This is a genomic window from Lachnospiraceae bacterium oral taxon 096, from assembly GCA_018141845.1.
Taxonomy (GTDB): Bacteria; Bacillota; Clostridia; order Lachnospirales; family Lachnospiraceae; genus F0428.
The window spans coordinates 664,367-690,246 of sequence record CP073340.1; the positions used below are offsets into that span (position 1 = coordinate 664,367).

The following is a 25,880-nucleotide window of genomic DNA, read 5'->3' on the forward strand; positions in this document are numbered from 1 at the left end:
TTAATACACCTCTTTGGACTGATTGTTGATTTCTTTGAAGATAGCCTCAATCAGCTTTCTCAATTGATTTTTAAAAATCAATACCAAGCCAATCAAAACGACAAGAATGAGTACTAACTCAATAACACCAACACCATCTTCTTCGCTGAAAAACTGATACAATTCTTGCATAATTTTTTCCTCCTTTCTTATGCATACATATTAAAATGTCATCAATGCAGGAATCATAATCATTAACATTACAATCCCCAGCATAATGAACAAAGGTCCCAATAATTTGGTACTTGCCTCTTCACCAAGTCGTCTCGCCATAGATAGGCGCTCATCCCACGCACTCAGAGACTCCACACTCAGTGCAACTTTTAATCCAGCATTTCCTGCCTTTCTATTTTGCTCCAACAAACTGGCAAATTTCATATATTGCTTAATGCCAATGGCTCTGCCAAAGTCTCGATAAACTTTTGTCTCATTGACCCCTGTCTTTAATGCCACCAGCGATTTTTCCATTTCCTCATAGGCATAGTGAATTTCACCATCTTCTTCTCGATCTCGAATGTAATCATTGACAATTGCCTCCCAAGCCGTGCGCACTGAAAGACCTGCACCAATAAAGACCATAAATTTTGATACAATATCTGGGTAGTCGGCCAACACCTGCCTACTGCGCTTTTCTACCTTTGCCCGATGATTGACAATATCTCGCATATAGATTAGCACTGCAAATAAAATACCAATCATCCATATAATGGAATAATTTGTTTTCTCCTTACTTCGATAATGAATCTTTTTTCCATTCCAATCTTCTGGCAGAACAAATCGGTCATTGACCACTTGCTCACGGTCACTATTTTCAAGATATTGCGTAAAATCTCGAATCTGCTGTTCACTTGTTGTATAGTTTCTTGGTACAATCGTCAATGGCAACACAAACTCTTTCTTATGTTTTCCATCCGAAAGCACCAAGGTCAAACTGGTACTTACGGCCTCCTTTAAATTTTCATTGTAAACTGTGCCCATTGAATCAATGTAATCGATGTTTTCTGACGACCAAAGGGCTGTCATCCCATATTTTGGGATTTTTTGTGGCAATTTTAACTTTCCCGAAACTTCAGATAGACTCCTATTTTCTCCTAAAATTTCTTTTTTTAAATCTTCAAAGCACTCCACAAATGCTTTTTCTGCCTCTTCGGCTGTATATTCCCTTCTGGATACAGGAACTTCAACTAACACCGGTTTTTCTTCCAAACCATCCACATAGAGCTCATAACTTTGGTCATATTGACCATATCCTTCTCTCTGAATTTGATTGCCCACCAAGAAAGAATCTGCCCCAGTCAAAAAGTGAACTGCCAAAAAATACAACACAAATCCCATAAGAATACAAAAGATTTGTATCTTCCACTTCCAAAAAAATCGTTTGACCTTCAATCCTCATCCTCCCTAGACTTCAATCTCTAAAATCTTTGCCGAGGCATACATCGCAACAATATAACTAAGTAGACATGCACTCATCGCCACTCGTCCAAAAAAAGTCTGATACATCGCATTAAAAAATCCTGGCGAGCTAACATCAATGTAGACAACAATAAAAATCGGAAACACATTCATAATCTTTTGTTCAAATCGCTTTGCCGCAGTCAAGGTCAAAATTTCTTCCTTTATTCTTGTCTTATCATGAATGACACCGGCTGTGTGATTAATAATCCCTATCAGCTCCCCTCCACTGCGCTTGGCAATGCGAACAACCTTGGCAAAATTTCAAATATCATCAATTCCACTTCTCTCCCCAAAATCCTCAAATGCTTTTTCAATCGGAACATTCACATAGACAAGATGTGCCATATACTCAAATTCCTGCAAGATCATACTATTTTCTCCATAAATCAGGCGAATCTCTTCGACACTCTCCTTCAATGCATTCTCAAGGGAGTATCCTGCACTCAATAGAGCTGCCAAAATCTGTATTCCTTCTTTAAACTCTAGTCCAAGCCTCTGTTTTCTTTTCTTCACCAAAATCTTCCTCTGATAGATGGGATAAATAATCGTCACAGGCAGAAAAAGAAGAAAAGCAATCACACTTCGATAAAATACATAGGAAATCACAGCATCTGCAACCAAGGCCATCAGCACATACATCAATAATTCACGCAGGCGAAAAGTATATACACTATAATTGATAACCTGCTGCGACAAGTTTTTGTGTGTTTTTAAGCACACCAACTGGCTTAAGCGAACCGACCACTTTGTCCCTGTCACTTCCCGTCTCTTCGAAAGAAAAGAGGGGAAAAAGTTCAATCTCACCATCCCGATATTCACCTACTTCCACAATTTCAAGCACTCTTCTTGATCGATCCCTCAATCTTCCAAGATGAACAATAATATCCAGTGCACCTGCAATCTGGCTTCGAATGGCAGGCAATGGTAAATCTGCACCAGAAAGTGCCATTGTTTCAATTCGAGAAAGCATATCCTTTGGACTATTGCTATGCCCCGTGCTCAAAGAACCATCATGACCTGTATTCATAGCCTGCAACATATCTAGTGCTTCACCACCTCGCACCTCACCGACAATAATGCGGTCTGGGTTCATTCTCAACGCCGCCTTAATTAAATTGGCAATGCTAATTTTCCCCTCCCCCTCACTGTTGGCATTTCTTGACTCTAATCTCACCAAATTTTTAATTTGCATCAATTGCAGTTCTGCCGAATCCTCAATCGTAATTACACGCTCATCTTCTGGAATATAGGCAGAAAGTGCATTTAAAAAAGTAGTCTTTCCTGAATTTGTTCCTCCACTAATAAAAATATTATATCCTGATTGCACTAACTTTTTTAATAGCTGTGCAGCCTGTGGCGTAATGGACTGAAAACGGATTAACTTGTCCATGCTAATTGGATCAGGAAACTTTCGAATCGTCACAATAGGTCCATCCAATGATATCGGCGGAAGAACGACATGAACTCTCGATCCATCTTCCAGTCTCGCATCAGCAATCGGGGTAAAAATATTGACACTTCGATTTACAGAACTAACAATTTTTTGGATCATATCCTCCAATTGCTCATTGCTCTTAAAGCGTTTGTCCCATCGCACAATATGTCCTGATTTTTCCACAAAGATATTCTCCGTGCCATTGATCATAATTTCGGTGATATCCTTGTCATCAATTAATTCCTGCAAAATATCCAGCCTTCGAAACGAGTCAAATAGTGCCATTCGAAGTTCGACCTTTTTTTTCAATGGCAAATACATCTTTTTTGCCTCTTCTAACACACAATGATCAATAATTTCCATCAATTGTATATCGGTCAAATTTCTATAATCTGTCAACTTTTCTGATAATTCTTTGTGCAGGCGTTCTTCTATATGATCATCCATATTTTAATCAACCTCCAGACGAAAAAACCACATAAAAACCACGGTGCCATGGCAATACTGAGCTGTGGATCATCTCGTCCCACCTCATAGTAATGCCCTATCTTCTTTGTTTGTATTGTTATTTTGAGAAATGAAAAGAAATAGCACAGGCGCAAAAATAGAATTTTTTTAGAATATAGTAGATAAAAAGAATAGATTGCAGCAAAACACATTCCCACAAATACCACACCTGCTCCTTCAAAAAGACCTAAAAAGCCACAGAGAAGCATAATTAATTTGGCATCTCCGGCCCCCACCATTCGAAATCTGTAGAGCAAAAATAGTGGAATAAAGCTAATGATAACTGCAATAAAGAACTTTGGCCCATTATAGACAACGCCTGTGCCAAGCCAAAACAAAAGCCAAATATTTTTGATCTTTTTGTCAATCAGATCCATACAAGCTGCCCCTCCAAGTAAGAGAGCCACAAATAGTTCATTCACCCCATATTCACTCCCTTCAATACTTCCCTTGCTAGTGCAGCCACTGGCGAAATCAATAGTGAAGAAATACTTTTCTCTCCCTGCTCACTTGGCAAGGTAATTTCTTCCAACTTTTTCTTTAATTTCTCCCTTCCCGTTTCATCGAGATAGGAAAAAAATTCTTCCATTCGACCATCCTTTTCCCTTGGAATTGGCATATAGACCTTTTCACAAATTCGAAATAGATCGCAAGCCCTCTTGCCAAGACTACCAAAATCAACAATCACTGTATGATATTGACTTTCATAGGCCATGCGAAGAAGTAATTTTTCAATTTCCTCAATCCCAAGTTCTACAATATCTTCAGGATATCTCGCTGGCGGAATATAATGTAAAGTATTTTTTGTATACACAGCCATTCCCAGCTTTTCCCAAGCATATTGCTCCTGTCGATAGCAGTATAAAATATCCGATAAATCTTTTGGATACTCCTGTCCTGCTTCCCTCAAAAGTCCCGAATATTCATCAAAGGACACAAGGAGTGCTGGAGCCATCTTTTCACACTCTGCACAGAGTGCAATTGCAAAGCTTGTCTTTCCACATCGACCATAGGGCGAGAACACCCCAAAAATTTGCACTTCTTCCTTCTCTATTTTCTCTAAGGACTTGTCCTTTGTCGGCTGATAGTTTGTCAAAATATGATGGAGAAAGTTCTCAACATTGACATACTTTTTCATTCCCCTGACATCAATCTCTCTCCCCACAAAGTCATCCTCTAAGAGTACAATCGTTGTCTCTGGAAGGGGCATAGACCCCACACTAGAATAGAGTTTCTCTTCAATCAATAAAATTTCAGTCTGAAATGTCGGTGCACTCTCTTGATAGCATTGGATATCTGGAAAATAACTAATACCAAAATCAATTCTTCCCTTTGCATTGAGATATGCACACAATTTTTTGCCATAACGTTCATCGCTGTCAATAATTGCAATGATATGTCTCAAAGAATCACCTCCCTAAAATTCAAAACATGAGACATTATCTCTTCTCTGCATTTAGTTTCAATATGAAATTATAAAATATGGAAATTGCTCCCAAACGGGATAAGAATAAACTAGATTGATTGTTTATATCATATATCACATTTACTATATTTGTCAATATTTTTTTTAATTTTTAGTGCTTTTTTTAGCTTTTTGTAGTAGAATAGGCTTATATTGATATACATATTTGATGCGGAGGTTTCGTTATGATAGAAAACAAGGGTTTACAAATTATTAGCCGAGATGATTGTTATCTCTTTGGCAAGGGAACACATTATAATATCTACCAAAAGCTTGGTTCCCACGCCTGCACAATCAATGGTACATCAGGTATGTACTTTGCCGTCTGGGCTCCTCACGCCATCTCTGTTCATCTTGTCGGAGATTTTAATCACTGGGATGCCACTGCAACACCTATGCAAACACTCTATACTTCGGGTATATGGGAGGTTTTTGTTCCTAATCTTGGTCTCAATGAACTCTATAAGTTTGCCATCCAAGCAAAAAATGGTGAAATCATCTTCAAGGCTGATCCCTACGCAAGATCTGCAGAATATCGACCTGGCACAGCATCAAAGACTACGATTGAGCCTGAATCCTTAGTTTGGTCTGATGACAAGTGGATGACTCAGAGAGCAAAAGTAGAAATCCGCCACCAGCCACTGAGTATCTATGAATGCCATTTGGGCTCTTGGAAGAAAAACGACAATGTAGAATTCGATGGATGTCTAAATTACAGAGAACTCGCCCATCAGCTAGCTGAATACCTCAGCTACATGGGTTACACTCATGTAGAGTTAATGGGCATTGCCGAATATCCATTTGATGGAAGCTGGGGATACCAGGTAACCGGTTACTATGCTCCAACCTCTCGCTATGGATCCATGGAAGACTTCCAGTACATGATTAACTACCTACATAATAAAAAGATTGGAGTCATTCTCGATTGGGTCCCTGCCCATTTTCCTAGAGATGCCTTTGGTCTTGCCAATTTTGATGGAGAACCACTATATGAATATGCAGATACTCGCAAGGGCGAACATCCTGATTGGGGAACCAAGGTATTTGACTACACAAAGACGGAAGTCAAGAATTTCCTCATTGCCAATGCACTCTACTGGCTAAATGATTTCCACATCGATGGTCTGCGTGTGGATGCTGTTGCTTCCATGCTCTACCTCGATTATGGTCGCCAAGATGGCCAATGGGTACCAAATCAATATGGTGGAAATAAAAATCTAGAGGCCATTGAATTCTTTAAGCACCTCAATTCCCTAATTGCAGGCAGAAAAGATGGCACGATGATTATTGCCGAAGAGTCCACAGCTTGGCCAAAGGTAACTCATACCCCTGAAGATGACGGTCTTGGCTTTACTTTTAAGTGGAACATGGGCTGGATGCACGACTTCCTTGAGTACATGAAACTTGATCCGTACTTTAGAAAATATAATCACAATAAGATGACTTTTAGTATGTCTTATGCGACAAGTGAGAATTTTATTTTGGTTTTATCCCACGATGAAGTCGTCCACTTAAAGTGTTCCATGATCAACAAGATGCCTGGCATCTATGAGGATAAATTTGCCAACCTCAAATGCGGTTATGCCTTTATGATGGGACATCCTGGAAAGAAACTCCTTTTTATGGGGCAGGATTTTGCCCAATTCCACGAATGGGATGAAAAGGTGTCCCTCGATTGGTATCTGATTGATGAGCCATTACACAGAGATGTCAATAATTTCTATCGAGGACTTCTTCATATTTATCAAAAATATTCCTGTATGTATGAGCTAGATGATAGTTGGGATGGTTTTTCATGGATCAATGCCGACGATGCTGACCGCTCCATCTTCTCCTTTGTTCGATATAATAAGAAGAAAAAGAAGAATCTTCTCTTTGTCATTAACTTTACACCAATGAATCGAGAAGATTATATGGTCGGTGTTCCAAAAAAAGGAACTTATCGTTTGATACTCGATCAACTCCATGGCTCCTATTCTCTGGTCAATAAAAAGCCTATTCCATTTAGGGCCGTAAAAGGAGAGTGTGACCACCAACCATACCATGTTAAATATCCACTGGCACCATATGGCGTGGCTATTTTCGAATTTTCATAAATAAAATCACAAAGGGGAGGGGCTCTCATTGAGAATCCCTCCCCACCTTATGAACTTTATTTTAGAATAGCAAAAAAGCCATCCCCCAAGCTCTCGTCGTCTTGAAAAAAGGCTTCTTAGTGCACCTTCAGGGACTCGAACCCTGGACAAATAGATTAAGAGTCTACTGCTCTACCAACTGAGCTAAAGGTGCTTATCTTTGTTGTTTTTTCTTGTGCTCCGTGACACAGTCATAATAATACCGTATAGCCATCAAAATGTCAACACTTTTTTTGTCTTTTTTTTTAACTTTTTATTTTTCTATTTTGCCTTTTCTTTTTGTGAAATTCATATTATAATGTACAAGGTAAATAATTTATTTTTTATGAGGAGGAAATAAATATGCATATTGCTCAAAGTGCAAGTCCAAGGGAGATTCAAAAATCAGCTGAGGAACTCTATCGCGGAGGATATTTTTGTTGTGAAGCTCTGATGTCCGCTATCAAAAAGGGATTCGATCTCGATGTTCCTGATGAAGTCATCGCTATGTCTTCAGGTATGTCTGTTGGTGCAGGTAGATCTGGATGTATGTGTGGTGCACTAAATGGTGGCATTATGGCCTTAGGTATGTTCTTTGGACGAACAGAACAAAATGGTCCAAAGGATCCAAAGGTGGTAAAGTGTATGGAACTTTCCAACGAACTTCACAGCTGGTTTAAAGAAGCCAATGGAAAGCATTCGGCATGCTGTAGAGTCCTAACTAGAGAATTTGACATGGGCAAAGGCGAGCACAAGGAACAATGTATTCGATACACAGGTCTTGCAGCTTGGAAGGTTGCCGATATGGTTTGTCGCGAACTTGGTGTTGAAAATCTTGATGCAGAAAAAAACCCTGCTTAATTTACGGAGGATGATCCATGACCATCATTAAGAAGGTTTCCATTCCATTTGCAGCTGTTATGCTTGGATTAGCTGCTCTTGGCAATCTATTACAAAGTTATTCCGAGGGATTGAGAGCATTTTGTGGCCTACTGGCCACTATCTTTTTGATTCTATGTCTCTTAAAGATTTGCCTTTATCCAAAAGATATTGTAAAGGATTTTGAAAATCCAATACAAGCGAGTGTTGCAGCAACCTTTCCAATGGCTTTGATGCTTCTTGCAACCTACTTAAAGCCTTTATCTGCACCATTAGGTCTTTTGTTGTGGTGGATTGGTGTCTTGCTTCATATTTTATTGATCGTCTTCTTTACACTTCGCTTTGTTTTGAAGTTCGACTTAAAAAAGGTATTTGCCAGTTGGTACATTGTCTATGTTGGTATTGCGGCGGCCTCTGTGAGTGCACCAGCATTTAAACAACAGGCATTTGGTACTTTTGCTGCCTATTTTGGTCTTGTGACCCTGATTATTTTGCTTGTTGTGGTCACTATTCGCTATATCAAGTGCCCTGTGCCAGAACCAGCAAAGCCATTAATTTGTATCTATGCTGCACCAACTAGTCTCGTTATCGCTGGTTACATTCAATCTGTTGCCAATAAATCAAAAACTTTGGTACTTGTCCTACTTGTGGTGGCAAGCATCCTCTATATTTTTGCACTGGTTCAGGCTATTCGCTGTTTGACACTTCCATTTTATCCTAGCTATGCAGCATTTACCTTCCCATTTGTCATCAGTGCAATTGCAACAAAACAAACAATGAAAATGTGTGCATTACCTGCACTCAAGCCATTTGTACTGATTGAAACGATAATTGCAATCTGTCTTGTTGCCTACACAACAGTAAGATTTTTACAATCGCTCGTTTCAAATAATAAATAAGATAAGCTCTGCAAAAGCAATTGCCTTTTGCAGAGCTTATTTTACTTTTTTCTTCTTGCAATTAACTTGCAAATCTTTTGTCCTCGCTTTGAGAATTTTTCTTCATACTCTGTCAGAATATTGTCAACACACTCTGGCTGAGCATGAAAGTCTGTTGTCTGATAGATAATCTCCCATCCAGCCTCTGGAATTGCTTCCAAAGAATAGGCAAATAAATCCACATTGTCGGTCTTAAACTCGACAACACCATCTTCCTTTAAAATTTGGTCATACACAGCCATAAAATCTGGAGAGGTCAGTCTGCGCTTTGCATATCTAGCCTTTGGCCATGGATCAGAAAAGTTCAAAAAAATCTTATCCACTTCTCCTCTTGCAAAGCACTCACCCAATTTCTTTGCATCCACACACATAAAAAAGAGATTATTATACTTTCCATTCTCTTCTTCAAATTGATGTTTTCTCTGCAATGCTTTCATCAAAACGCTCTCATATCGCTCAATGCCAATAAAGTGGATTTCTCTGTCTCGATCAGCCATTCCCCGAATAAACTGACCCTTTCCCATTCCAATTTCAATATACAACTTGGCCTTTTTTCCAAAGAGTTCATCCCACCGTCCCTTATATGCGCTAACCCTCTCACCACTAATACAATCCTCACTACTTGCAATAAATTTCTCACAACCTGGAATATGTCTAAGTCTCATTTTTTACCTCTCATTCTTTCTTTTATATCTTAACATTGTAGACGGTATTCATACAAGCCAATTTCTAGTATAATATAATCTAGTACAATATAAATAGGAAGAAAAAATACACAGGAGGCAAATATGGGAACAATTCATTCTGAAGTTCTTCGCCTACAGCGAGAAATGGAACTTTCCATTCAAGAAAAAAACTATGCTCTTGCCATAGCAAAATCCAGACAACTCCTCGAAATGATGGTTGATGATCTCTGTCAAAAATACAATGTCCATGGTCAAGACCTCTCTGACCGCATTGATGCTCTCTCTGACATTCTTTCATTTGAAACACAGGATCATTTCCACGCAATCAGAAAAATTACTCTGAATAAGGAAAACACTCCAAGTAGTGCCAATGCCCTCAAGGCCGAACGATTTCTACTTCAAGAAATTGAAAATTATCATGAATTAATGATGCAGACCACCCCAAATAAAAAACAGCGTCGCTCCTATATCTCTCACCCAACATCAAGGAGATTACATCGGGAACACTTTACTTTTTTAGAAATTTTTGTATTTGTTATTTTCATGGCTATTATAATTTTTGTGACTATTCGAATTTTTCTGCACAAAAATAATACAATAGAAATTGTACAAACCACGGTGACAACCACAAAAGCCATTCCAGTTCAAAAATTCTATTTTACAACCGCCAATTTAAATGTACGCCGTTTGCCTTCTATGGATGGGGAAATTATAGCTACTCTCCCCAAAGGAAGTAAAATTGAAGTAATTCAAGACTATGATGCCAACTGGTGCGAAATTTCCTATGGCGAAAATGCCGCTTATGTTTCACGCAAATATATTGTTCCCCAATAAATTTATAGCCAACATTTATAGTGAAGTTGAAGTATTTTATTTTCTGTCTTTTTTTCTTATTGTGCACTTTTTCTATTTACTTTTTTTTTAAAAAGTCTATGATAATTATTGTATGTAGTATTTATATCAATCTCTGAAGAAAGGAGGATGTGTATGAATGAAATTATAGGTGAGCTCTCCAACATTGAAGAGTCTACATCTGGTATTATCGAAGCTGCTAATGCCAAGAAAAAAGAACTGGCCGCCCAAATGGATCAAAAGACAAAACTTTGGGACAAGGAACTGGCAGAGCAAACACAGCAAAAGATTCAAAAACTCCGCACAGAGATGCAAAACACCATTAGCAAAAATCTTGCAGAGCAAAAAGCAAAATCTGAAGCTGAATTGAAAAACATCGAAGATGTTTTCAAGAAAAAAAAAGACTCCTATATTGACAAATTATTTACACAAATGACAAAGGAGTAGAATATGCAAAAATTAATTGCTTATAGCGCGATTTCTACAAAGATTCGTGCGATGCAGGGGAAGTTGCTGACAGACAGTGATTTTAAAGAAATCGCCGAGTCATCCTCTGTCACAGAAGCTTTGACTGTACTCGAAAAGCATAGCCCCTATGCGAATGCCTTTCAGGGTACAGATCCGGAAACACTGCACAGAAAAGACATTGAGCGAATTTTACTCACACAAAAGTACAGTGATTTTGCAAAGCTCTACCGCTTTGCAAATACTAAACAGAGAAAGTTTCTTGAACTCTACTTTATGCACTATGAAATTGCCATTTTAAAGCGAGCTCTCCGTGCATGCTTTAATCAGAAGAATATTGATATTGACCTAAGAGGTAGTATTGATTTCTTTCGCAAGCACTCTCATCTTGATATGGATGCATTGCTTGCCGCACAAACTCTCTCTGAATTTATCGAGGCCATCAAAGGCAGTTCGTACTATGATGACCTAAATAAATTGTTCCAACAAGAAGGTACTACACTATTTGATTATGAGCTTCATATTGATCAGCTTTACTTCAAAAGGATATGGACTTTGAAGGACAAGTATCTTGGAAAATCCGAACGCCAATTTCTCACGGCGACCTTTGGTTCTCGAATGGATATGTTAAATCTACAATGGATTTATCGTTCAAAGCGCTATTATCACCTAGATAATAACTATATCTACTCGTTGCTCATACCACTCTACTACAAGTTACATGCCCCTGAAATTAAGGCACTTGTAGAGGCTGGAACACAGGAGGAGTTTGAAGCTGTCTTGCAGTCGACATACTACGGGAAGCTCGAAGCAAAACTATTTACTGACAACTTCGACTTAGAGAAGCTCTATTCAGCTGTTCTAAGTAAGATTTATCAAATGACTGCAAAGAATAATCCATATTCTATTGCCCTTATTAACTCCTATCTCTTCCATAAGGAAGGAGAAATCAATCGAATTGTCAGTACCATAGAGGCCGTTCGCTACGGTCTACCTGCCGATCAGATAATGTCGGACATTCTAAAACAAAACTCTAGGAGGTCCTCAGAATGATCGAAAAAATGAAATTCTTAAGTATCACCGGTCCAAAGGATGATATTGATAGAATAATCGACACTCACCTGTCAAAGTATGATATTCAATTTGAAAATGCCTTTACAGAAATCAAAGGCTCCTATGGACTTCATACTTACACAGAGAAAAACCCTTATAAAGCGGAGCTTGATCATGCACAAGTGTTGATGTCGTCCTTTGACCACATCGATATCCCCGAGTCGAGTGCACTCTCTGGCGATGGTGCAAAGGAGATTGTAAAGAAATTGGGGAAAAAGGTCGATGCACTCCAGCAAATTAAGGAAGCAACTGAGAAAGAGCTTTCTGAGCTTCAAACCAAGTTCGAACAAATCGGGCATTTTATTGGTCTGCGTTATGATGTCAATACAATTTTTCAATTTAAATTTATAAAATTTCGCTTTGGTCACATCACCAGAGAAAATTTTATAAAATTAAAGGAATTTATTTACGATGACATCGACAGTATCTTCTATAAGTGTAAGGAAGTCGACGGCGAGGTCTGGGGTGTGTATTTTGTTCCTGAATCAATTGCTGACAAGATGGATGCGATCTATGCTTCTTTACATTTTGAACGCCTGTTTTTGCCAGAAGGATTTGACGGAACACCTATTGAAGCCGCCAATAAATTGCAGGCACAAATTGACGAAAGAAGAAAAAAGATTCAAGGCATTGACGATGAAATCGAACAGCTTTTGCAGGACAAGAAAGAAGATCTAGCCAGTGCTTATGCACAACTTCAAAAACTCAACCTCAACTTCAATGTAAGAAAACTCGCTGCCTGCACAAAGAAAGGCACAAGAGAGTTTTATATCCTTTGTGGCTGGATGACACAGAGTGCAGCAAAAGTTCTGGATAAGGAACTTGCTAATGAGCCAGATACATTTTGTATTGTTGAGAGAGATCACGCTGATGTTGTCAGCAAGCCACCGACAAAACTGCAAAACAATACACTATTTAAGCCATATGAAATGTTTGTCGAAATGTATGGTATGCCCGCCTACGAAGAAATTGATCCTACGCCACTCATTGCCATATCCTATTCCATTTTATTTGGATTTATGTTTGGTGATGCAGGACAGGGACTGGTGCTCTTACTCGGTGGACTCTTACTTGGTAAGTTTAAACACTCCCGCCTAGCCTCCATTATCGGACGCTGCGGTGTGTTCTCCATTATTTTTGGTCTGTTGTTTGGTAGTTTCTTTGGATTTGAGGATATTATCAAGCCGCTTTGGCTTCGACCAACACAGGCTATGATGACACTTCCAATGGTCGGAAACCTCAACACCGTGTTTATTGTTTCCATCGCATTGGGAATGGGCATTATCCTATTGACAATGCTTCTCAATGTCATCAACCGTCTGCGCTTTAAGGAGCCAGGCGAAGCCTTATTTGATACCAATGGTATTGCCGGTATGGTATTTTATGCTGCTGCCATTGTGACCATTGTTTTATTTATGTCTGGACACACACTTCCAGGTGGTGTCGTTTTGGCTATTATGTTTATCATTCCACTACTTGTTATTTTCTTCAAAGAACCTTTAAGCAATATAGTGGAAAAGCACGCAGAAATTATGCCAAAAGAAAAGGGAATGTTCTTTGTTCAAGGCTTCTTTGAAATGTTTGAGGTTTTGCTTAGCTATTTTTCCAACACCCTTTCCTTTGTCAGAGTCGGTGCCTTTGCTGTCAGCCATGCCGCAATGATGCAGGTTGTGCTGATGCTTGCAGGTGCGGAGAGCGGACATATCAATTGGATTGTCGTTGTATTTGGTAACATTTTTGTCTGCGGTATGGAGGGTCTGATTGTTGGTATTCAGGTTCTTCGTCTTGAGTATTACGAGCTATTCTCAAGATTTTATCATGGTACTGGTAAGGCATTTTTGCCTTATGGTAAAGAAACAAAATAATATTTTCATTTAGAGGAGAAAAGTTATGAGTACATTAGTTAAAATCACATTATCTGTTGCATTATTGTTGAGCATTGCTATCCCATTTGGTGCATATGCTATTGGCGAGAAGAACCGTGGTCGCTACAAAAGAGCTTTAGTTTCCAACCTTGTTTTGTTCTTTGGCGTGATGTTATTCACTTCTGCAATGATCTTTAGTGGAAACGCTCAGGCTGCTCAGGCTGCTGGAGAGGCTGCTAGTGCTACTGGTTTAGGTTACATTGCTGCTGCTGCTAGTGTTGGTCTTGCATGTATCGGTGGTGGTATTGCCGTTTCTGCTGCTGCAAGTGCTGCTCTTGGTGCAATTAGTGAGGATTCTAGCATTCTTGGTAAGTCATTGATCTTTGTAGGTCTTGCAGAGGGTGTTTGTCTTTACGGTTTGATCATCGCATTCATGATTCTTGGTCGTTTATAATTGATTTTAGAAAGGTCGTATTACAATGAAAATGTATCTGATCAGCGACAACCATGATACGCTGACAGGAATGCGACTCGTTGGTATCGAGGGCAGCTTAGTCCACACAAAAGCCGAGCTAAAGGAAGCCTTTAGCTTGGCCCTTGCCGACAAAGAGATTGGTGTCATACTTCTCACAGAAAAGTTCTCCAGGGAGTATCCTGATCTTGTCAATGCCGTCAAGCTCGAACACAAGCTGCCACTCTTTATTGATATTCCTGACAGACATGGTACGGGACGCAAACCAACATTTATTACAGATTACGTCAACGAAGCCATTGGCTTAAAGCTATAACTTTACAGAAAGCAGGTGATCGCTTTGACAACCGAAGAAAAATTACAGCATTTCCACGAAGCTTGTATTGCAGATGCCAATACACGTGCAAAGCAAATCATTGATGAATATAGCTCTGCGCTGGAAAAGACATTTGAGGATCACAAGCACGAAAATACAAGACGTGCACAATTGCAATTAAAAATCGAGGAGGAGAAAATTCACCGAGAGGGCAATAAGCAACTCGCTCTCGAGCAAGTGAAGTTTCGCCGTGTACTCGGCTGCAAACAAGATGAATTGACGAATGAAATTTTCGAACAATTACAAAAGAAACTTGAGCAGTTTATGACTACATCTGAATATATTCTGCTCCTTGAAAAACAAATTGCACAGGCGATTCAATTTGCAGGCAAAGACGAAGTACACATCTACATCGATCCTGCAGATGAGAAATTGCTCTCTCACCTCTCTCCTCAATACCGAGAGAAAATTCAAATCAGCGAATATTCTTTTATGGGCGGCACCAGAGCGGTTATCCCACATAAGAATATATTGATTGATCATTCCTTTGAAAAGAAGCTACAAGAAGCAAAGAAGGATTTCCATTTTGACCTTGGAGGTAATAACAATGAATAAAATAGGAACCATTGTATCCATCAATGGACCAATTGTAAAAACGGCAGGTGATGTCGGATTTGTTATGCACGAGATGGTCTATGTCGGCAAGGAAAAACTCGTTGGCGAGGTCATCGGTCTGACAACAGACTTTACAATTGTCGAAGTATACGAAGAAACAAGCGGAATTAAACCAGGTGAAACAATTGAGGGAACTGGCGCACCAGTCAGCGTCACATTGGCACCTGGTATTTTAAATAATATCTTTGATGGTATTGAGCGTCCACTTTCAGAGATCGCCAAGGAAGGCGGAGCCTATATTTCCCGCGGTATCAGTGTCGAATCTTTGGATACAAAGAAAAAATGGCAGGCACATATTACTGTGAAAAAAGGTGACCATTTGCTCGGCGGATCTATTATTGCCGAGGTACAGGAGACTCCTGCGATCTTGCACAAGGTTATGCTTGCTCCAGACAAAGAAGGATATGTTGAGGATGTCGTAAGTGATGGAGAATACACCATCAACGAGACCATTTTGACTCTTCGCCACTATGATGGCTCAACAGAAGAAATCACAATGACTCAACATTGGCCAATTCGTGTGCCAAGACCAACAGCAAAGCGTTTCCCTGCATCTGTTCCCCTCATTACAGGTCAGCGTATCCTCGACACGCTCTTCCCATTAGCTAAGGGCGGTACAGCCGCTGTCCCTGGTGGATTTGGTACAGGTAAAACGATGACTCAGCACCAGATTGCCAAGTGGTCTGATGCCAATATTATTATCTACATCGGTTGCGGTGAGCGTGGAAACGAGATGACTCAGGTACTTGAGGAGTTCTCCGAATTGATCGACCCAAAGACGGGCAATCCATTGATGGACAGAACCACTTTGATTGCCAACACTTCAAATATGCCTGTGGCTGCCCGTGAGGCCAGTCTTTATTCAGGTCTAACCCTTGCCGAGTACTACCGTGATATGGGCTATGATGTTGCCATTATGGCGGATTCTACTTCTCGTTGGGCAGAGGCTCTTCGAGAACTCTCTGGTCGTCTTGAGGAAATGCCAGCCGAGGAAGGTTTCCCTGCTTATCTAGCTTCCAGACTTTCTGCTTTCTATGAGCGTGCTGGAATGATGCAAAACTTAAATGGATCTGAGGGTTCCGTATCCATTATCGGAGCTGTATCCCCACAGGGTGGTGATTTCTCTGAGCCAGTTACACAAAACACTAAGCGTTTCGTTCGCTGCTTCTGGGGACTGGATAAAAATCTTGCCTACGCAAGACATTTCCCTGCCATTCAATGGCTTGACTCCTATTCTGAGTATTTGACTGACCTTGCTCCTTGGTACACAGAGCATGTCAACAAGGACTTTGTGGATTACAGAAATCAATTGGTTTACCTTCTCAATCAGGAAGCTTCTTTGATGGAGATTGTTAAGTTGATTGGTGCTGATGTATTGCCTGATGATCAGAAACTAATTCTTGATATCGCCAAGGTAATTCGTGTTGGCTTCCTTCAGCAAAATGCGTTCCACAAGGACGATACCTGTGTCCCACTAGAAAAGCAATTTAAGATGATGGATGTCATTCTCTATCTCTACAAGAAGGCACGTTCCCTTGTACATATGAGTATGCCAATGTCTGTCTTAAAGGAAGATCCTATTTGGGATAAATTAATTTCTATCAAGTACGATATTCCAAATGATCGCTTGGATATGTTTGACGATTACAAAAAAGATATTGATCGCTTCTACGACAGTATCATGGAAAAGAATGCATAGGAGGGCATAATTATGGCTATCGAATATCTTGGACTCAGTTCTATAAATGGCCCTCTTGTTGTCCTAGAGGGCGTAAAGGGTGCAGCCTATGACGAAATCGTAGAGATGGATGTCAATGGCAAGGACAAAAAACTCGGTCGTATCGTAGAGATTAATGACGACAAAGCTGTAATTCAGGTCTTTGAAGGAACTGAAGGTATGGCACTTAGAAATACACATACAAGACTTACAGGACATCCAATGGAAATCGGAGTATCTGCCGATATGCTTGGTCGAACATTTAACGGTCTCGGTCAGCCAATCGACGATCTCGGTCCAATTAATGCCGATAAGATCTTAGATGTCAATGGAAAACCTCTTAACCCTGTAACAAGAGAGTACCCAAGAAACTACATCCGTACAGGTATCAGTGCCATCGACGGATTGATGACTTTGATTCGTGGACAGAAGCTTCCTATCTTTTCTGGAAACGGTCTTCCACATGATGAACTTGCTGCACAGCTTGTTCGCCAGTCCTCTCTTGGCGATGATGCCAACAGTGATGAAAAATTTGCCATTGTCTTTGCCGCCATGGGTGTAAAGCACGATGTTGCCGATTTCTTTAAGAGAACATTTGAGGAAAGTGGCGTTAGTGACCATGTGGCCACCTTTATCAACCTTGCCAATGATCCCGTTGTTGAGCGTTTGATCACACCAAAAGTTGCTCTGACACTGGCAGAGTATCTTGCCTTTGAAAAAGGAATGCATATTCTGGTTATCCTCACAGATATGACTTCATTTGCCGAGGCGATGCGTGAGGTTTCCTCTTCTAAGGGCGAGATTCCTTCAAGAAAAGGTTTCCCTGGTTACCTCTATTCAGAGCTTGCTACAATTTATGAGCGTGCAGGTATTGTTTCTGGCGTCAATGGATCAGTGACACAGATTCCAATTTTGACCATGCCAAATGACGATATCACTCACCCAATCCCTGACCTTACAGGTTACATCACAGAGGGACAGATCGTACTTGATCGAAACTTAAATGGTCAATCTATTTATCCTCCAATCAGCGTATTGCCATCTCTATCCCGTTTGATGAAGGATGGTATCGGTGAAGGATTTACAAGAAAAGACCATCAAGATGTTGCCAATCAGCTCTTCTCCTGCTATGCAAAAGTTGGAGATGCCAGAGCACTCGCTTCCGTTATCGGTGAAGATGAGCTTTCTGAGACTGATCAGACCTACTTGCTCTTTGGTCGAGAATTTGAAAAGAGATTTATTGGACAGGGAAAAGAAGAAAACAGAACCATTTTCGATACCTTGGACATCGGCTGGCAACTTCTTGGACTTATGCCAAGAGCAGAGCTTGACCGTATTGATACCAAGGTACTTGACCAATATTACAAGAAGACAAAGATCAATGCCGATGGCGACATTGTAGAAGATATTTTGACAGATTTGGATGCGAATCCAGACGAGGAATAGCCTATGAATATGAATGTCTTTCCAACAAAGGGAAATCTTATTGCAACAAAGAACTCTCTGGCTCTTGCTCGTCAGGGCTATGGCCTGATGGACAAAAAGAGGAATATTTTAATCCGTGAGCTAATGAATTTGACAGAGCAGGCAAAGGAAATTCAGACAGAGATTGATACAACCTTTACGGCGGCCTATGCCGCCCTCCAACAGGCAAATATTGAGCTTGGTATTGACTATGTCGAGGATATTGCCGCATCTGTTCCTGTAGAAAATGGCGTTCGCATTAAGACAAGAAGTGTTATGGGTACAGAGATTCCACTTGTTGAATGTAAAGTCGGAGCACCAGATCTTGTCTATGCCTACTACTCTTCCAGAGAGAGTCTGGATATTGCACGTGAAAACTTTCAAAAGGTAAAGAACTTAACGGTTCGCCTGTCTATGATTGAAAACGCAGCGTATCGTTTGGCCAGCAATATCAAAAAGACACAAAAGCGTGCCAATGCATTGAAAAATATTACGATTCCTGCCTACGAGACCATTACAAAGAATATTACCAATGCCCTTGAGGAAAAGGAACGTGAGGAATTTACAAGACTAAAAGTCATCAAGCAAATGAAGGGTTAATGCGGATGAGGATTGTTCACAATATCCTCGGATTGTTCATCGCCTTTTCTTTGATGATCATCCTCCTATTCACATCCATTGAGGCCATTGTCTATTGGATGCCTGGCTACTTTCGATATGAATACAGTAAATATGATGTCACCAACGATGTTTCTATGAATATGGATGACCTATTGGATGTTTCCAATCAAATGATGAGCTATCTCCATGGCGACAAAGAGAATCTCTCTGACATCACCACAACCATTGATGGTCAAAAGAATGTTTCTTTTTTTAATGAACGTGAAATTGCCCATATGGTCGATGTCCGAAATCTCTTTGTCGGTGCCATCTTTTTGAGAAGAGTGCTTATTGGCTTTATCCTTTTTTCTCTTATCTTTATGAAATGTACAAAAGCTAAGCTAAGAAGAACGGTTTCAAAGACAATGTTCATTGGCTCAATTTTATTTTTTGCATTGATTGCCGTCTTGGCTACGGTGATCTCGACAAATTTTACAAAGTACTTTATTCTCTTTCACCATATTTTCTTTCGCAATGATTTGTGGCAATTGGATCCAAGTACTGACCGCTTGATCAACATTGTACCCGAGCCATTTTTTATGGACACAGCTCGAAATATTGGCATTCTTTATGCTGTACTTGTTGGCCTCACCTTTGTCCTCGCATGGACAGTCAACCGCAGCAATAGAAAAGCAAATAAAAACTTTACTAAGTAAAAAGCACGGTCTATAATAACATAGACCGTGTTTTTTGGTCTATCTATAACGAAAGGATCTTACTTATGAGATTTGCAAAACGACTCACTAGTTTTTTATTGGCCATTGCCATTTTATTTTTTGGCATCACTCCAGACGCAAGCTATGCTGCCGTTGCCTGGCCAACAAATATTGATATCGCTGCAGAGGGTGGAATTTTGATGGATGCAAATTCTGGTGCCATTCTCTACGCCAAAAATATACATACACCGTATTATCCTGCCAGCATTACAAAAATTCTTACAGCACTCATTATTATCGAAAATTGTGATCTCAATGACACCTTGACCTTCTCTCACAACGCCATCTTTAATGTCGAGGGAAATTCTTCAAGTGCAGGCTTTGATGTCGGAGACAAAATCACAGTAAAGGATGCTCTCTATGCTCTTTTATTAAAATCAGCCAATGAGTCAGCCAATGCACTCGCCGAGTATTATGCCGGCAGTATCGATAAGTTTGTGGACATTATGAATCAGCGTGCTAAGGAACTAGGATGTACAGAGTCCCATTTTGCCAACCCAAGTGGTCTCAACAATCCAAATCACTATGTCACTGCCTATGATTATGCCTTAATTTGCCGTGCAGCATTTAATAATCCAAAATTTGTGGAAATTGATTCGACCACCTACTATAAATTGCCTGCCAGCCGCTGGGTTCCTGCGGGGCAGACCATCTACAGCCATCATTCTATGTTAAAGCGAAATAATCCGCTCCACTACGAGGGCATTATCGGCGGAAAAACTGGATTTACTAGCTTAGCAGGAAATACGCTCGTTACCTGTGCACAGCGCAATGATTTAAAGCTCATCACGGTCATTTTAAATGGCCATATGACACATTACACTGACACCAAGGCACTCCTTGACTTTGGCTTTGCCAATTTTAAGAGCGTAAAGATTTCTGACGCTGGCAATGCTTATGGCAATGTTATGCAAAATATTGAATTGGTCAAGACCAAAAATGGTCCTTCAAATATGCTCACTACGGACAAAAGTCGCACAGTGACACTGCCACAGGATGCATCTATGGCCGATACGACAACACAAATTAGCTATGATACCAATGCAACTGATCCAGACAATGCCATTGCACGCATTACCTACTTTTATGATGACCACGCCATCGGTACAGACTATTTGCTCAGCAATGCAAAGACCAATGCCAAGTATACCTCGGCCGAGGCCGCCCCAAAGGCAGCAGACAATGACCCCGCCCAAATGGTTGCCCCAGGATCCGATGGCAATGAAAATTCTGAGGATCTTCCAGCAAAAAGTCTTTCCCCATCCTCAAAAAAGACGATGCCTCTAAAAAAAGGTCTAAGCTTTCGACTACGCATAATAATTGCAGCGGCCTCTGCGGTCATTGTTCTTATTTTTATTGTCATTATTATTTCTAGGCGAGGAAGAAATCATCGAAGATCAAGAAGGAGAAGACGCAGAAGATAATTTTATATTTTGTAAATATTAAACTATTCTTTATTGTCTCTTATCCTTTTCTTTGCTATGATAGTAAGATGGTTTTAGATATTATAACCAATTTTCACAACTTCCTATAGTGAGAATTGACGAATAGAAAGGATTTTATTTATGAAAAAACTAATATTTGCCGCTGGAATCTTATCTCTTGGTCTCTCTATAACCGCATGTAGTCCATCTGCTGTGGACAAGAACTCTTCCGACCAAGGAACTACGACTACAGCTTCTTCCGACACAAAAAAGGAAAAAGAAACAACAAAGGCAAAGACAGATACAGCCAATGTGGATCCAAAATTTAGTGCTCCTGGCTATGCAGTTGGAGAAATCCCTGCCATCCCTAGTGTAACGCTTCCAGCTATTGGTATATCCGAAAGCCCTAATGCCAAAATTACATTAGAGATGACCAGTTCCATCTCTGCCCTTCCTGGCGTAAGTGTTGAACCTGTACACATTGAAAATGATCAAATTACAAGGGGAGAAAGTGCTGTACAGGTAGATAAGGAAGTCGCTAGCCAGTACAGCAATGCCTCTGGTGATGGACAAACTCAATACACAGACGACACTGCGGGCATTACCCTGCAAGCCAATTCTGATGGCTCTGGACAATACACAAATAGTAAGAGAGGCATTTCACTGCAAGTTGCTGCTGATGGCTCTGGGCAATATACAAATAATCAAAAAGATATGACCATCTATATTCAAGGTGATCATTCGGCCTACACTCAGGGTTCTATTGTCATTGATAACAATGGAGACGGTTCTGGTCAATATGCCAATCAAGAAACTGGACTTACAATCAACAATGATGGAAAGGGAAAAGCTACCATTCAATTGGGTGAAGAGAAAATCACTGTGGATGCAGATCCTCTAGAAAAGCCAGCAAAACTCCCACTCCTATCTTCTGTTTCCAATGCGCCGTCATCCCTTGAGGCGAACAATCTACTCATTACGCTCAATGCCAATATTCTCTTTGATGTTGACAAGTATGATGTCCGCCAGGATGCCCAGACAACACTCAACAACTTGGCAAATATCTTAAAACAGGCAAATATTGCTGCATTTGAGATCAATGGTTACAGTGATAGCGATGGAAGTGACGAGGACAATCAAACTCTCTCTGAAAATTATGCAAACTCTGTCAAGGACTATCTTACTTCTCAGGGCGTAACTGCCACCATAACTACTCATGGCTATGGGAAAACTCGCCCTGTAGCATCCACAAAAACATCAGAAGGCAAACAGGCAAATCGTCGTGTGGAAATTGTAATTCCTACTAACTAAGCCTTAAATCAAAATAGGACCTCAAGTTCATCGCTTGAGATCCTATTTTTTATTTTACTTTTAAATTAAAATCGGTCTGTACAAGTGGAGCGGCATTGATATCTTTTGCATTGTACATCGTCGTCTTTAAAATCACACTGTTGATCTGCTCGATGTTGAGCACACGCAAGACATCGACACCAAAATACAATGTGTAATATCCTGCTCTCTTTGCTGGAATGTCTTCCAAAAATTCTGGTCGCAAAGTAACATCATTGACCACCGCCTCTGAAACAGAAAGTCTAGCATCAAAATCAGTCTTATTTTCAGCATAGACCTTGACCACATAGCCAAGATCTTTGACCATTGCTGCTGCGGTAACCACAACTTTGGCATTTTCATTGTCTGCAATCACTTGGTCAGTCTCTTGATCCTGTCTCGTCACTAACTTTGCTTTATTTTTTCCCTGAGGATAAATCGTAAACTTTTCATTTACAATTTTATTGACATCATCACCTTCTTGATAGGCCTGCAATGTGAAATCCACCTGGCCAAGATCACTCACACCCACTCTTTCTAAATCCTTCTTTGACCAAGTTAACTTATCCGTCGACTTGCTAATAGGATCAATAGTTGTTTGAAAATATGGATCACACATCACACCATCTACGGCAACCTTTAAAAAATCAACCTTAACTGGCTTATTGGTTCGATTTTCAAATGCCAAATCAAAGCTATAACCTTCCTCAGATTTTTCTACATCCGTGATGTAGACGCTCAAATCACTATTTTTTACTACTTTGAGGGAAAATCCTGACTTCTCGCTCTCTATACTCAACTCACTACTTGTAACATCGGAGGCCTTTGGTCCTTCACTTCCCACATCTCTTGGTCCACCACATCCATATAGGCTCAATGCAATCATCGACATTACCAGTATTCCACAGATTTTTTTAATCATCTTATCTCTTTCCTTTCACTTTTTCTCTCAGGCGCTTTAATCGATTTCGTTCACTTCTCTTTTTTCTTGTATCCTCTCTCTTCTCATATAACTCCTGCGCCTTCTCTTTGCCAACAATTTTCATTGTCTTGACCACAAAGAAATTCTCCCCATTTGACTTCATTCGAATCTTTCCCCGAACAAAGCCATGCTCTGGACAGAGTGCCAATCCATAGTAATTTCTCTGATTTGCTGAAAACCATCGAATCCTCTTTCGCAACATTCGATTGCAACGATAACACAGCATATCCGCCACTGTCTTATCCGCAATCGCCTCCTCCTTGCTTGGAAACTCCCGAGAAACATATTTGGCATAATCTGGAAAGACTAGATAAATTTCTTCTTCCCTTGTTTTTGGCGTGTGATAATAGTCCAATGATACATATTCTCTTATTTTCTGAAAATCCATTGTCTGCATTACCTTGCTTGTATAATAGGCATCATCAAGAGCATGATGAAAACCTCTATCTTCATTGAGATTCATCTCCTCCACAGCCTTGTCAAGTGGAGGCTTATTTTTGTCATCACAATGGTATAAAAGAGTATATAATTTTTGAATATCATAGTAAAATAAAGGGGATGAAAAATTATTTTTGACACCATAATATTCTATATTTCTTTGCAATTCTGTCAAATCCATACTGCCCCAAGTACAAAAATGTGGTCTCTCTCCACTACAATAAACCCAATCCCAAAACTCTTGGATGACCTGTGCAAATGGTTCTCCCTGCTGCCGCAATTCCTCAATCTCCATATGAATAACTTCATAGACCTTAAAATGTATCTTATTATACACTGTTGGTCGAATCATTCTATGAAATTCCCCAATGATATTAAATTCTTCATCTAGCTTTACGGCGCCAATCTCTATGATCTCAAATGGAATCCCTGCAATCGTGCCCTCTTTTCCATCTGGGCTTTGATTCCATTCCAAATCCAAGACGATATAAGTATCCATAAAATTCCTTTCAAAAGCGATATGATATCTTTGTCATTATATCATAAGCAATTATATAAAAAAACTCCCTAGATTCCGAAATATCTTGAATTCTTCACCCATCTTTTGTAGAGTGTTTCTAATATCTCCACTACAAATAGAGGAGAGCTTCCAAGTCAGTCCCCTGAAAGCTCTCCCTCTCTATTTCTCATCCTGTTCTTCAAACCCTTTTGATAAATCCTCAATAATCTCTTTGACTGTTTCCAATTTTTTTGCACGATAGGCATTGGCTCCACAAAAAAGCAATGCATTCGGCGTGTCCTCTGTCACAGCATTGATCAATGAATCGGTGATGCAATAGGGTATCGTCGCCCTATCACATTTCTCCAAACAAAAATGGCACTTTGTCACAGGTTTTCTCTGTTTTTTTACTTCTTCCAAAAAACTATTCTCTATCGCACGCCCCGGCATACCCACAGGGCTCTTTGTGATTTGAATATTTTCCTCTTTTGCTGCAATATAGGCATCCTTATAACTTTGTGGTGCATCGCATTCAAAGCTAGTCACAAATCGAGTTCCAACTTGAACCCCATCTACGCCAAGTTCCATTGCATGAGCCACATCGCTGTGATCATAGATACCACCAGCTAAAATAACAGGAATCTTTTTTGCATACTTTTTGGCATAATCAGCTACAACACCCAAAATTCCTCTTACTTCCTGATCAAACAAATCTCTCCGATAAGTCTTTGAAACATCCTTTGTATCTGCACCATAGGTATGTAATTCCTCAAGTGAGAAGCCAAGATGTCCCCCTGCGAGTGGTCCTTCAATCACTACGGCATCGGCTGTTGTCTTTTGCTTTCTGTCCCACATCTTTAGAATAACCTCTGCCGATTTCTTGCTCGATACAATTGGTGCAAACTTTGTTCTGCGAATAGCATCCCCAAAAATTTGTGAAGGACTTAGTCCCTTTCGAAGCTCCATTCCCTCTTTCACAAGGGCTGGCAAATTGAGAGGAAGACCTGCGCCCGATACAATAATATCTGCTCCATGCTTGACTGCAGTTTTTACATAGTCCTCATATCCCTTTGTTGCTACCATAATATTGAACCCTATTGCTCCAACTGCTGCCTTTGTCTTTTCTGCAATTTCCCTTGCTCTCTTTAGCTCCTTGACGATGGCACGCATATTTGCCTGAAATGGTGCCTTATCAAAGTCAGGTTCTCGAAAGCCAATCTGCGCTGTGGAAATTAGACCAATTCCCCCTTGAGCAGCTACTGCACCGGCCAGAGAGGACAGACTGACACCAACGCCCATTCCACCCTGTACAATGGGCCTATCTACTGTGAGATCGCCAATGACTAACTTACGCAATTTGCTCATATCTACC

At 40.2% G+C, this 25,880-nt stretch carries 25 protein-coding genes, 1 tRNA gene and 1 pseudogene; 16 read left to right on the forward strand and 11 right to left on the reverse strand.

The window, feature by feature from the left end; translation table 11 throughout:
• The 6 genes and pseudogenes from J5A74_03365 to J5A74_03390 form a co-directional block, all read right to left on the reverse strand.
• Nucleotides 1–171 carry a hypothetical protein gene (locus J5A74_03365; GenBank protein ID QUI96371.1) on the reverse strand — a complete coding sequence of 57 codons (171 nt, stop codon included), beginning with the start codon at nt 169–171 and terminating at the stop codon, nt 1–3.
• A gap of 30 nt (nt 172–201) precedes the next feature.
• Nucleotides 202–1,374 carry a hypothetical protein gene (locus tag J5A74_03370; protein QUI96372.1) on the reverse strand — a complete coding sequence of 391 codons (1,173 nt, stop codon included), beginning with the start codon at nt 1,372–1,374 and terminating at the stop codon, nt 202–204.
• Nucleotides 1,375–1,440: 66 nt separating this feature from the next.
• Nucleotides 1,441–2,124: pseudogene (locus J5A74_03375) on the reverse strand (type II secretion system F family protein).
• A 43-nt stretch (nt 2,125–2,167) separates the two neighbouring features.
• Nucleotides 2,168–3,379 carry a CpaF family protein gene (locus tag J5A74_03380; GenBank protein QUI96373.1) on the reverse strand — a complete coding sequence of 404 codons (1,212 nt, stop codon included), beginning with the start codon at nt 3,377–3,379 and terminating at the stop codon, nt 2,168–2,170.
• A complete protein-coding gene (locus tag J5A74_03385) occupies nt 3,364–3,861 on the reverse strand; it encodes a prepilin peptidase (protein ID QUI96374.1) in 498 nt (165 codons plus the stop codon). The genes J5A74_03380 and J5A74_03385 overlap by 16 nt, the downstream gene beginning before the upstream one ends.
• On the reverse strand, nt 3,858–4,844 hold the full coding sequence (locus J5A74_03390) for a hypothetical protein (protein QUI96375.1): 987 nt from the start codon (nt 4,842–4,844) through the stop codon (nt 3,858–3,860). Before J5A74_03390 ends, J5A74_03385 begins: the two co-directional genes overlap by 4 nt.
• A gap of 245 nt (nt 4,845–5,089) precedes the next feature.
• Between J5A74_03390 and glgB the strand changes: the two genes are divergently transcribed.
• Nucleotides 5,090–7,000, forward strand: a complete 1,911-nt coding sequence (glgB, locus tag J5A74_03395) for a 1,4-alpha-glucan branching protein GlgB (GenBank protein ID QUI96376.1) — start codon at nt 5,090–5,092, stop codon at nt 6,998–7,000.
• Between the two features lie 120 nt (nt 7,001–7,120).
• Here glgB and J5A74_03400 read toward each other — a convergent pair.
• Nucleotides 7,121–7,193, reverse strand: a tRNA-Lys gene (locus tag J5A74_03400).
• 188 nt (nt 7,194–7,381) lie between these two features.
• Here J5A74_03400 and J5A74_03405 point away from each other — a divergent pair.
• Complete coding sequence (locus J5A74_03405; protein QUI96377.1) at nt 7,382–7,879, forward strand: C_GCAxxG_C_C family protein; 498 nt, start codon at nt 7,382–7,384, stop codon at nt 7,877–7,879.
• Between the two features lie 17 nt (nt 7,880–7,896).
• Entirely contained in the window at nt 7,897–8,796 is a 900-nt protein-coding gene (locus J5A74_03410) for a TDT family transporter (protein QUI96378.1), read from the forward strand.
• A gap of 41 nt (nt 8,797–8,837) precedes the next feature.
• Here the strand turns inward: J5A74_03410 and trmB are convergent, their stop codons facing one another.
• Complete coding sequence (gene trmB, locus J5A74_03415) at nt 8,838–9,500, reverse strand: tRNA (guanosine(46)-N7)-methyltransferase TrmB (protein ID QUI96379.1); 663 nt, start codon at nt 9,498–9,500, stop codon at nt 8,838–8,840.
• Between the two features lie 123 nt (nt 9,501–9,623).
• Between trmB and J5A74_03420 the strand changes: the two genes are divergently transcribed.
• The 13 genes from J5A74_03420 (at nt 9,624) to J5A74_03480 (ending at nt 22,571) form a co-directional block, all read left to right on the forward strand.
• Nucleotides 9,624–10,355 carry an SH3 domain-containing protein gene (locus J5A74_03420; protein QUI96380.1) on the forward strand — a complete coding sequence of 244 codons (732 nt, stop codon included), beginning with the start codon at nt 9,624–9,626 and terminating at the stop codon, nt 10,353–10,355.
• Nucleotides 10,356–10,508: 153 nt separating this feature from the next.
• On the forward strand, nt 10,509–10,820 hold the full coding sequence (locus J5A74_03425; GenBank protein QUI96381.1) for a hypothetical protein: 312 nt from the start codon (nt 10,509–10,511) through the stop codon (nt 10,818–10,820).
• Nucleotides 10,821–10,823: 3 nt separating this feature from the next.
• Entirely contained in the window at nt 10,824–11,891 is a 1,068-nt protein-coding gene (locus tag J5A74_03430; protein ID QUI96382.1) for a V-type ATPase subunit, read from the forward strand.
• Complete coding sequence (locus J5A74_03435; protein ID QUI96383.1) at nt 11,888–13,816, forward strand: ATPase; 1,929 nt, start codon at nt 11,888–11,890, stop codon at nt 13,814–13,816. The genes J5A74_03430 and J5A74_03435 overlap by 4 nt, the downstream gene beginning before the upstream one ends.
• A gap of 25 nt (nt 13,817–13,841) precedes the next feature.
• Nucleotides 13,842–14,270, forward strand: a complete 429-nt coding sequence (locus J5A74_03440) for an ATPase (GenBank protein ID QUI96384.1) — start codon at nt 13,842–13,844, stop codon at nt 14,268–14,270.
• A gap of 25 nt (nt 14,271–14,295) precedes the next feature.
• Complete coding sequence (locus J5A74_03445; protein QUI96385.1) at nt 14,296–14,604, forward strand: V-type ATP synthase subunit F; 309 nt, start codon at nt 14,296–14,298, stop codon at nt 14,602–14,604.
• Nucleotides 14,605–14,628: 24 nt separating this feature from the next.
• A complete protein-coding gene (locus tag J5A74_03450) occupies nt 14,629–15,219 on the forward strand; it encodes a V-type ATP synthase subunit E (protein ID QUI96386.1) in 591 nt (196 codons plus the stop codon).
• Nucleotides 15,212–16,978, forward strand: a complete 1,767-nt coding sequence (locus J5A74_03455; GenBank protein ID QUI96387.1) for a V-type ATP synthase subunit A — start codon at nt 15,212–15,214, stop codon at nt 16,976–16,978. Before J5A74_03450 ends, J5A74_03455 begins: the two co-directional genes overlap by 8 nt.
• A 12-nt stretch (nt 16,979–16,990) precedes the next feature.
• A complete protein-coding gene (locus tag J5A74_03460) occupies nt 16,991–18,442 on the forward strand; it encodes a V-type ATP synthase subunit B (GenBank protein ID QUI96388.1) in 1,452 nt (483 codons plus the stop codon).
• Nucleotides 18,443–18,445: 3 nt separating this feature from the next.
• Nucleotides 18,446–19,060 (forward strand): V-type ATP synthase subunit D, encoded by a 615-nt coding sequence (locus J5A74_03465; GenBank protein QUI96389.1) that lies wholly within the window; start codon nt 18,446–18,448, stop codon nt 19,058–19,060.
• A 5-nt stretch (nt 19,061–19,065) separates the two neighbouring features.
• Nucleotides 19,066–19,776 carry a TIGR01906 family membrane protein gene (locus tag J5A74_03470; protein ID QUI96390.1) on the forward strand — a complete coding sequence of 237 codons (711 nt, stop codon included), beginning with the start codon at nt 19,066–19,068 and terminating at the stop codon, nt 19,774–19,776.
• Between the two features lie 65 nt (nt 19,777–19,841).
• The gene (locus J5A74_03475) at nt 19,842–21,260 is read left to right on the forward strand and encodes a D-alanyl-D-alanine carboxypeptidase (protein ID QUI96391.1); all 1,419 of its coding nucleotides are present in this window, start codon (nt 19,842–19,844) and stop codon (nt 21,258–21,260) included.
• 141 nt (nt 21,261–21,401) lie between these two features.
• Nucleotides 21,402–22,571, forward strand: coding sequence for an OmpA family protein (locus J5A74_03480; protein QUI96392.1), 1,170 nt, complete (start codon nt 21,402–21,404; stop codon nt 22,569–22,571).
• Between the two features lie 49 nt (nt 22,572–22,620).
• Here J5A74_03480 and J5A74_03485 read toward each other — a convergent pair whose 3' ends face one another.
• The 3 genes from J5A74_03485 to J5A74_03495 form a co-directional block, all read right to left on the reverse strand.
• A complete protein-coding gene (locus J5A74_03485) occupies nt 22,621–23,511 on the reverse strand; it encodes a hypothetical protein (protein QUI96393.1) in 891 nt (296 codons plus the stop codon).
• A gap of 1 nt (nt 23,512) precedes the next feature.
• Nucleotides 23,513–24,508, reverse strand: coding sequence for an exonuclease domain-containing protein (locus J5A74_03490; protein QUI96394.1), 996 nt, complete (start codon nt 24,506–24,508; stop codon nt 23,513–23,515).
• 180 nt (nt 24,509–24,688) lie between these two features.
• Nucleotides 24,689–25,873 (reverse strand): nitronate monooxygenase, encoded by a 1,185-nt coding sequence (locus tag J5A74_03495; protein ID QUI96395.1) that lies wholly within the window; start codon nt 25,871–25,873, stop codon nt 24,689–24,691.
• Nucleotides 25,874–25,880 lie beyond the last annotated feature (7 nt).

Bases quoted from the DNA above. Each gene is read 5' to 3' on its own strand.
- J5A74_03460 (QUI96388.1), top strand. From the start codon at position 16,991: ATGGCTATCGAATATCTTGGACTCAGTTCTATAAATGGCCCTCTTGTT.
- J5A74_03485 (QUI96393.1), bottom strand. From the start codon at position 23,511: ATGATTAAAAAAATCTGTGGAATACTGGTAATGTCGATGATTGCATTG.
- J5A74_03405 (QUI96377.1), top strand. From the start codon at position 7,382: ATGCATATTGCTCAAAGTGCAAGTCCAAGGGAGATTCAAAAATCAGCT.
- J5A74_03480 (QUI96392.1), top strand. From the start codon at position 21,402: ATGAAAAAACTAATATTTGCCGCTGGAATCTTATCTCTTGGTCTCTCT.
- trmB (QUI96379.1), bottom strand. From the start codon at position 9,500: ATGAGACTTAGACATATTCCAGGTTGTGAGAAATTTATTGCAAGTAGT.
- J5A74_03365 (QUI96371.1), bottom strand. From the start codon at position 171: ATGCAAGAATTGTATCAGTTTTTCAGCGAAGAAGATGGTGTTGGTGTT.
- J5A74_03475 (QUI96391.1), top strand. From the start codon at position 19,842: ATGAGATTTGCAAAACGACTCACTAGTTTTTTATTGGCCATTGCCATT.
- J5A74_03445 (QUI96385.1), top strand. From the start codon at position 14,296: ATGAAAATGTATCTGATCAGCGACAACCATGATACGCTGACAGGAATG.
- J5A74_03410 (QUI96378.1), top strand. From the start codon at position 7,897: ATGACCATCATTAAGAAGGTTTCCATTCCATTTGCAGCTGTTATGCTT.
- J5A74_03495 (QUI96395.1), bottom strand. From the start codon at position 25,873: ATGAGCAAATTGCGTAAGTTAGTCATTGGCGATCTCACAGTAGATAGG.
- J5A74_03470 (QUI96390.1), top strand. From the start codon at position 19,066: ATGAGGATTGTTCACAATATCCTCGGATTGTTCATCGCCTTTTCTTTG.
- J5A74_03425 (QUI96381.1), top strand. From the start codon at position 10,509: ATGAATGAAATTATAGGTGAGCTCTCCAACATTGAAGAGTCTACATCT.
- J5A74_03380 (QUI96373.1), bottom strand. From the start codon at position 3,379: ATGGATGATCATATAGAAGAACGCCTGCACAAAGAATTATCAGAAAAG.
- J5A74_03455 (QUI96387.1), top strand. From the start codon at position 15,212: ATGAATAAAATAGGAACCATTGTATCCATCAATGGACCAATTGTAAAA.
- J5A74_03420 (QUI96380.1), top strand. From the start codon at position 9,624: ATGGGAACAATTCATTCTGAAGTTCTTCGCCTACAGCGAGAAATGGAA.
- J5A74_03430 (QUI96382.1), top strand. From the start codon at position 10,824: ATGCAAAAATTAATTGCTTATAGCGCGATTTCTACAAAGATTCGTGCG.
- glgB (QUI96376.1), top strand. From the start codon at position 5,090: ATGATAGAAAACAAGGGTTTACAAATTATTAGCCGAGATGATTGTTAT.
- J5A74_03465 (QUI96389.1), top strand. From the start codon at position 18,446: ATGAATATGAATGTCTTTCCAACAAAGGGAAATCTTATTGCAACAAAG.
- J5A74_03370 (QUI96372.1), bottom strand. From the start codon at position 1,374: ATGGGATTTGTGTTGTATTTTTTGGCAGTTCACTTTTTGACTGGGGCA.
- J5A74_03435 (QUI96383.1), top strand. From the start codon at position 11,888: ATGATCGAAAAAATGAAATTCTTAAGTATCACCGGTCCAAAGGATGAT.
- J5A74_03440 (QUI96384.1), top strand. From the start codon at position 13,842: ATGAGTACATTAGTTAAAATCACATTATCTGTTGCATTATTGTTGAGC.
- J5A74_03490 (QUI96394.1), bottom strand. From the start codon at position 24,508: ATGGATACTTATATCGTCTTGGATTTGGAATGGAATCAAAGCCCAGAT.